The sequence below is a fragment of the Flavobacterium sp. genome, from assembly GCF_046155325.1.
Taxonomy (GTDB): Bacteria; Bacteroidota; Bacteroidia; order Flavobacteriales; family Flavobacteriaceae; genus Flavobacterium.
Genome location: NZ_JBJXDQ010000012.1, coordinates 19,587 through 27,356, shown reverse-complemented (window position 1 = coordinate 27,356; position 7,770 = coordinate 19,587). Strand labels below are relative to the sequence as shown.

The 7,770-nt window shown below is 31.5% G+C and carries 5 protein-coding genes; 2 read left to right on the top strand and 3 right to left on the bottom strand.

The genetic code is table 11. From position 1 onward, the window contains the following. Window positions 1-1,756, bottom strand: a 1,756-nt coding sequence (locus tag ACKVOD_RS01195; protein WP_409207655.1) for a 5'-3' exonuclease H3TH domain-containing protein, incomplete at its 3' end; no start/stop codon positions are given. Window positions 1,757-1,900: 144 nt separating this feature from the next. Between ACKVOD_RS01195 and ACKVOD_RS01190 the strand changes: the two genes are divergently transcribed. Both ACKVOD_RS01190 and ACKVOD_RS01185 read left to right on the top strand, forming a co-directional pair. Further along, window positions 1,901-3,136: a metallophosphoesterase gene (locus ACKVOD_RS01190; RefSeq protein ID WP_409207654.1), complete on the top strand. Its 1,236-nt coding sequence runs from the start codon at window positions 1,901-1,903 to the stop codon at window positions 3,134-3,136. Between the two features lie 84 nt (window positions 3,137-3,220). Beyond that, complete coding sequence (locus ACKVOD_RS01185) at window positions 3,221-3,517, top strand: thioredoxin family protein (protein ID WP_409207653.1); 297 nt, start codon at window positions 3,221-3,223, stop codon at window positions 3,515-3,517. A gap of 32 nt (window positions 3,518-3,549) precedes the next feature. Here ACKVOD_RS01185 and ACKVOD_RS01180 read toward each other — a convergent pair whose 3' ends face one another. Beyond that, window positions 3,550-4,215 (bottom strand): polysaccharide deacetylase family protein, encoded by a 666-nt coding sequence (locus ACKVOD_RS01180; RefSeq protein WP_409207652.1) that lies wholly within the window; start codon window positions 4,213-4,215, stop codon window positions 3,550-3,552. Window positions 4,216-4,242: 27 nt separating this feature from the next. Continuing rightward, on the bottom strand, window positions 4,243-7,548 hold the full coding sequence (locus tag ACKVOD_RS01175; protein ID WP_409207651.1) for a DUF2723 domain-containing protein: 3,306 nt from the start codon (window positions 7,546-7,548) through the stop codon (window positions 4,243-4,245). Window positions 7,549-7,770: the final 222 nt, after the last annotated feature.

Below are 7,770 nucleotides of genomic sequence, written 5' to 3'. Positions count from 1 at the left end.
CAGCACTTTCTTTTGCCATTTCTACCGACATCGAATTTAAAAACGGAACATCCAAATTGATACCTTCCATTTCCATCGCTGCGAGAACAGGAATTAAAGGAATTTCGATTTCTTCAAATAATTTTTTGGTTTCAGCTTTGTCTAAAATGGGACTGAAATTTTGTTTTAATTGAAATGTAATATCCGCATCTTCGGCAGCATATTCTTTGATTTCTTCCAAAGCTACATCACGCATCGATTTTTGGTTTTTTCCTTTCTTTCCAATTAAATCTTCAATAGATTTTGGCGAATATTTTAAATAGGTTTCGGATAGAACATCCATATTGTGACGCATATCAGGGTTGATGAGGTAATGCGCAATCATCGTATCAAATAATTTTCCTTTTATGGAAACCCCATAACGAGAGAGAATTTTCAAATCATATTTGATATTTTGACCAATTTTTTCGATGGTTTCAGATTCAAAAAACGGTTTAAATTTATCTACTAAAATTTGTGCTTCTTCTTGATTTTCTGGAAACGGCACATAAAATCCTTTTCCTTTTTCGAAAGAGAAAGACATTCCAACTAATTCAGCATTTAATGCATCAATCCCAGTGGTTTCCGTATCAAAACAAACCGAAGTTTGATTCAATAAATTTTGCAACAATAATTTTACAGCAAAATCACCTTGAATAACTTGATAAAAATGTTGCGTGGTTTCTAATGTTGCATAAAAAGATTGTGGTTTTGGCTCATCATTGTCATCATCCGAAAAACCAAACAAATCAAATTGATCTTCGTTAGTTTTTTTAGCAGGAGTTTTTTTAGTTGGTTGCGCAACATCATTAGATATTCCATTTCCATTGGTATCAATTTCATCGTATTCTTTACCAGTTCCAAAATATTTATCGAATTGCGCTTTCATTTGACGGAATTCCAATTCATTAAAAAGGGTATCAGTTTTCTCTACATCAGGTTTAGAAAGTTCGTAATCAGTAGCGTTAAATGTTACTGGGCAATCGAGTAGAATAGTGGCTAATTTTTTTGACAGAATCCCTTTATCTTTGTTGGCTTCAATTTTTTCTTTCATCGCGCCTTTAAGTTTGTCAGTATTGGCTAGAAGATTTTCCATCGAACCAAATTCTTTCAACAATTTCTTTGCTGTAACTTCGCCAACGCCAGGTAAACCCGGAATATTATCGGCAGCATCACCCATCATTCCTAGAAAATCAATTACTTGTTCTGGACGTTCAATTTCAAATTTGGCTAATACTTCTGGAATTCCCCAAATTTCGATGTCATTTCCCATTCGCGCGGGTTTGTACATAAAAATATTTTCGGAAACTAGCTGTGCAAAATCCTTGTCAGGCGTTACCATATACACTTTGAAATCTTCTTTTTCGGCTTGTTTAGCCAATGTCCCTATCAAATCATCAGCTTCAAAACCCGCAACTTCTATAATAGGAATATGCATGGCTTTTAGCAATTCTTGAATATAAGGAACGGCAATTTTGATGGCTTCGGGTGTTTCGTCTCGATGTGCTTTGTATTCTTGATACATTTCATAACGGTAGGTACTTCCGCCTTTATCGAAAGCAACAGCTAAATGATCGGGTTTTTCACGTTTGATAACATCCATTAAGGCATTCATAAATCCCATAATGGCTGAGGTATCCATTCCTTTAGAATTGATACGAGGATTTTTAATAAAGGCAAAATAACCGCGAAATATTAGTGCGTAAGCATCTAGAAGGAAAAGGCGTTTTTGTGACATTGTATGAAAATTAATTTTGTAAAAATAGGTAAACTTTCAAAAAAGAACCTTGTATTTTTAATAGAAATTAAACATTGTTAAATTATATATAATATCGATAATTAACAGTTACTTTCTTTGTTATTTTGTTTAAAAATTCAAGAAATGGCTTTTCGTTTGTTTATCCTTTTTGTAATAATCACAATCATTGAGATATATGCTTTTCAAGCTGTAAAGACTTTTACCAAAACAAGATGGATTATATTTTCTTATGCTTTAATTTCATTGACAGCTGTGTTGTTCATTTTTTACCAATTCACAAAATTTGATAGAAGTATAGGTCAAACCCCTATGACCATGATAACTTTAGGATTATTGTTGTTAATTTTAATTCCAAAACTAATCGTCACCTTGTTTTTGATATTGGAAGATAGTATAAGATTAATTATTGGTTCACGAAATTATTTTGCTAATTATGATAAAGATTCTTCATTTTTGCCTGAAAGAAGGCAGTTTGTAAGTAAAATGGCACTAGGCATAGCCGCGATTCCTTTTTTGTCTTTGTTGTATGGAATGACTTATGGGAAATATAATTACAAAATTATTAAACAGAAACTTTTTTTCCCTGATTTACCCGATGCTTTTGATGGTTTTCAAATCACACATATTTCGGATGTACATAGCGGTAGTTTTGATGATTCCGAAAAAATAGGTTACGCCATTGACTTGATTAACCAACAAAATTCAGACTTGATTTTATTTACTGGTGATATTGTAAATACGCATGCCAAAGAAATGCATCCTTGGATTAAAGTTTTTAATAAAATTCAGAAGCATGAATTTGGTAAATTTTCAGTTTTAGGAAATCATGATTATGGAGAATATATTGATTGGCCCAATAATGAAGCTAAAGAAGATAATTTTAAGGCGATCAAGAATTTACATCAACAAATTGGTTTTAATTTGCTATTGAATCAAAACTTTAAAATAAACAAAGGGAATGATGAAATTGCTATAGTTGGTGTTGAAAATTGGGGCTTACATTTTAAAAAAGCAGGTGATTTAAATAAAGCAGCAGAAGGATTATCAAAAGAGGAATTTAAAATTTTAATGACTCATGATCCCACACATTGGGATGCAGAAATTAATAAACATAGTAAAGATTTTCATTTAACATTATCAGGTCATACCCATGGCTTACAATTTGGCATCGAAATTCCAGGTTTTTTCAAATGGAGTCCTGCACAGTATGTTTATGAGCAGTGGGCTGGTTTATATGAAAAAGCAGGCAAGTATATTTATGTAAATAGAGGATTTGGCTTTCATGCCTATCCTGGAAGAGTGGGAATATTGCCAGAAATCACAGTCATAACGCTAAAAAAAGGGCTTAATGTAGTATAATTAGTTTAAAATGCTACATTTGTAAAATAAATTAACTTTTTCACTCCCGAAGTTTCGGGATATAAAATTAAATTCGTTGGTTTTATGTCAAAATTTGGAGAACTTATAAGCACACAAGTCCCTGTGTTAATTGATTTTTACACAGATTGGAATGAATCATCAGTATTAATGCATCCAGTAATTAGAGATGTAGCTGCTGCCCTTGGAGATAAGGCAAAAGTAATAAAAATTGATGTTGATAAAAATCAAGAATTAGCAGACGCTTTAAGAATTAAAGGACTTCCAACTTTAATGATTTATAAAGAAGGTCAAATGATCTGGAGACAATCTGGAGAATTAGATGCTAACACTATAATTGGTTTAGTTCAAGAGCACCTTTAGTACTAAATGTGATCTTTATTAGACCAGCAATATTATTTTATTACATCTAATAAATACCCTTTTTCCTTCCAAAATTTTAACGCTCTAGGCAAGGTATATTCCAAATTTGGAAATGCTTTAACACTATCGTGAAAAACAATTATACTTCCTGGTTTTACGTTTTCAAGTACGTTTTCAAGACATTTTTTTGGAGTTATTTTAGTGTCAAAATCAGCACTTAACACATCCCACATAATTATTTTGTATCCAAGCTTTCTTAGTTTTATGGATTGTGATAATTTTATTTTGCCATAAGGAGGACGAAACAAGTTCCAAGTTTTAGATTTTAGGTTTTGCGCTTCCATCTTCCATCTTCTATCTTCCAACTCTTTATGGCATAAATTTACATTCTCTATATAGTTATTGGTTGCCGTTTTCCAGCCATTTAAGTGGTTGAAAGTGTGATTTCCAATAGAATGTCCATGTTTTATAACTTTCGCATAAACATCTGGGTTTTTTTTGATGTTGTTGCCAATACAAAAAAAAGTGGCTTTTGCTTGGTAATTTTCTAGTACTTCAAGAACCCATTCTGTTATTTCAGGAGTAGGACCATCGTCAAAGGTTAAGTAAATTTTATGGTCTATATTAGGTATATCCCAAATGTATTTTGAATATACCTTTTTTATTAAAAAATTAGTTTTCACCCAATACAATCTCATTGATATGTTTTGAATTTGGTTGTATTACTACTCTTTATCTCTTTCAAAATGGGAGAATGTTTTTATATAGGTGTTAAATACAGGTTTGTTCTTAGTATAAAATGGAAGATCTCCATTGTCTTTCATAACTTGTAATAAACTTCTATATCGCTCAATATCAGTAATAATGTCTATAGCAATATCAGATTGGTCTGAAATAGTTAGTGAACTGTAATAGTTAAGGTTTTCTTTGTATTTTGTTATTAATTTATCAAGCAATTGTTGGGCTTTTGCTATTTCTCCAATTTCATAATATCCTTTTGCGAAAGGTTCTATAACAGAATAATAATTAAATTTTTCAAAAGGCATTTTAGTCATAGCTAAATCAATAATTTTTTTGGCTTTGTCTTTTTTGCCCTCAGCAATTAATTGATCCATTAAACGAGCAAGATTTGTCCTATAAGTAATGCTGTTTCTTCTGGTTTCTGGGTCATGATAAATTTTATCACTTTCACTATTACCCCAATCCCACTTCATGACATTTTTATACATTTTATCAGCATCAATTTGACCCATATCCATTATGCTAGCATCCTTGTCAAAGACTGTTTTTATTGGGACTAATTTATAAACCATTCCGTCTAATTGGAGATAGTCTTTTAGCCATAAATAGTCTTCACTATCAAAAGCGCCTCCACTAAAATAAATGGGTCTTTTCCAATTATTATTAGCCAAAACATCAAGCATCATTAATCTATTTTTATATAAAGCACCTCCTTTTATGTCCATATCGATGTAAGGTACAATAGAATCATAGTACTTTGGCGACACTACTTTGTTTTTTATAATAATGTTTTTGTCTATGGGTACTCTAATTTTATTGGTTGGAAAGAAATGAATAGTCTGTCCGTTTTGCATCTCAATTGTTGATTTTGGGAGTTTAATAAAATTGATAAAGTCTTTTATTTCCCATCGGCTTTCTGTTTTTGGAATATAGGCAACATAATCTAATTTATCACCTACATAATCATCGTGAACAAATGAAATAGGTAATGGGTCCGCATCGTAAGTTTTGCTTTTCATCTGGTCAATATACCAATCCGTCATAAAAAGACTGGTGTTTACTATTTTTATATCGGTACGTATTTTTTCGATTTCTTGAGCATACCATAATGGAAAAGTGTCATTGTCTCCAATAGTATATAATATTGCGTTTTTGTCACAAGAATATAAGTAAGATTTAGCCATTGCAACAGCGGTATAACGACCAGAACGATCATGGTCATCCCAGTTTTGAAAACCCATAAGTACAGGAACAGCCAATAAACTTCCGATAATTAGAATAGGTCCAGCAATTTTAGGTTTGATATAATTACAAAGACTTTCATATAATGAATAAACACCAAAACCAATCCATATTGCAAATACATAAAATGAACCTACCAAAGCATAATCTCTTTCTCGAGGTTCGAAAGGTCTTTCGTTGAGGTAAATTTTTAAAGCAAAACCAGTAAATAAGAATAAAATCATTAACACATAAAAACTTTTGAGATCCTTATTGGCATGATACATAAGTCCTATGAGGCCCAAAATAAATGGCAAAAAGAAATAGACATTTCTTCCTTTGTTATTCAATACATCAGTCGGTAAGTTTTGTTGTGTGCCAAGATGTAATTCGTCTATAAATGTAATTCCACTAAGCCAATTTCCGTCTTGATAATCATATTTACCTTGGTTGTCGCTCTGACGACCAACAAAGTTCCACATTAAATACCTGAAGTACATATACCCAAACTGGTATTCAAACATAAAACTTAAATTATCTATTGTAGATGGTTTTTCTACTATTAAGTATTCACTATAACTTTTAAGAAATTTAACATAACCTTCGTTGTCAATTTGTTTTTGAGCATAGGCTTGTCTGAATTCGGTTACTGTTTTTTCGATTTCATTCTTTAATTGAACAATAGCTTTGTTGTAATCTTCCTCGGTTAATTGACTTGGATCAATACCATATTTTTCTAAATCATCTTCATAAGGATAATTAGGATTTAATTTGAACTCAGGAGGGTTTGTGAAGTTAATATAGTTTTCAATATGTTCATTGCTCCAAAGTCTTGGCAGTATAGTTTTCTGATTATCATCACTATTTTGTTCCGCATTTTTAAAATTGTTTACAATAATATATTTGCCAGTTTTATAATCCCTTTCGTAGTTTGGTGCTTTGTCTAAATAAGGTTCATTTTCATCTAAACCTGCAAAAACTTCTGTGTATTGTGGGCCATAAAACAAGGGATTAGAGCCGTATTGTTCTCTGTTGTAATAAGCCAAAACTTCTCGTGCATCAGAGGGTTTGTTCTCGTTAATTACAGTATTAGCATTGGCTCGGATAGGCAACATAAGCCAAGTAGAAAATCCAATTAATATAAACAAAACACACAAAATCATAGTGTTGTAAAAAACAAGGCCTTTGTCGTGAGTATATTTCAATCCAAAATAAAAGAAAGCAATTAAAAGTAGTGTTACAAATATACTTCCTGAATCAAAAGGCAAGCCCAAACTATTGACCATAAACACTTCTGTTTTTCCAAAGAAAGCCATCGTTAGGGGTAATAATAATTTAAAAATGAATAGTAAAATGGCAATAACAATACCATTGGCAATGATAAAATTTTTGATAGTAACTTCCTTGTAATGTTTGAAAAAATAAAGAAATCCTATAGCAGGAATGGTTAATAATGCCATGAAGTGTACACCAAAAGACAGTCCTATAACTAATGAAATTATTAAAAGCCATCTATTACCTCTAGGGGTTTCCATGTCTTGTTCCCAACGTAATCCAAGCCAAAAAAGTAGTGCTATAAATAAGGAAGCCATTGCATATACTTCGGCTTCAATAGCATTGTTCCAAAAACTATCAGTAAAGGTAAATCCTAAAGCCGCAACTAATGAGCTTCCAAGGATGACTAAAGCTTTGTCTTTTTCAATTTCGACAATCTTGTTATTAATTTTACTTAAGTTTTCAAAATGTAATATTAGTTTTTTTAACAGTATTGATGTTGACCAAAAAAGGAACAATATTGTAAATGCACTTGAAAACACGGACATCATGTTTACCATTAATGCAATATGTTCATTATTGAAAGAAAACATAGCAAAAAAAGCTCCTATCATCTGGTACAGAGGTGCTCCAGGAGGATGTCCAACTTCTAATTTAGCCGCGGTGGCAATATATTCGCCACAATCCCAGAAACTCATTGTAGGTTCGACTGTTAAGGAGTATGTTGTCAATGCAATAACAAATGCAAACCATCCTGTAATTGTGTTCCATTTGTTGAAATTGAATGTTGCCATATTTTTAGAGAATGATGTTTTATTTTTAAGATACAAAGAAAATGTTTTTTTATGTAAAGCTACGAGCAATAACAAAATTTTACAAAAAAAGCATTTGACTTCAAATCGAGGGATATTTCATGAATTTTTCGATGGTTTTTTGGCTTCAAAAAGTTTTTAAATAAAAAGAGATTAAAAATTTGTATGAATTAAAATTTCGTTTAAATTTGCACTCGCTTTACA

Coding starts and splice junctions, on each gene's coding strand:
- ACKVOD_RS01190 (WP_409207654.1), top strand. CDS start 1,901: ATGGCTTTTCGTTTGTTTATCCTTTTTGTAATAATCACAATCATTGAG.
- ACKVOD_RS01185 (WP_409207653.1), top strand. CDS start 3,221: ATGTCAAAATTTGGAGAACTTATAAGCACACAAGTCCCTGTGTTAATT.
- ACKVOD_RS01180 (WP_409207652.1), bottom strand. CDS start 4,215: ATGAGATTGTATTGGGTGAAAACTAATTTTTTAATAAAAAAGGTATAT.
- ACKVOD_RS01175 (WP_409207651.1), bottom strand. CDS start 7,548: ATGGCAACATTCAATTTCAACAAATGGAACACAATTACAGGATGGTTT.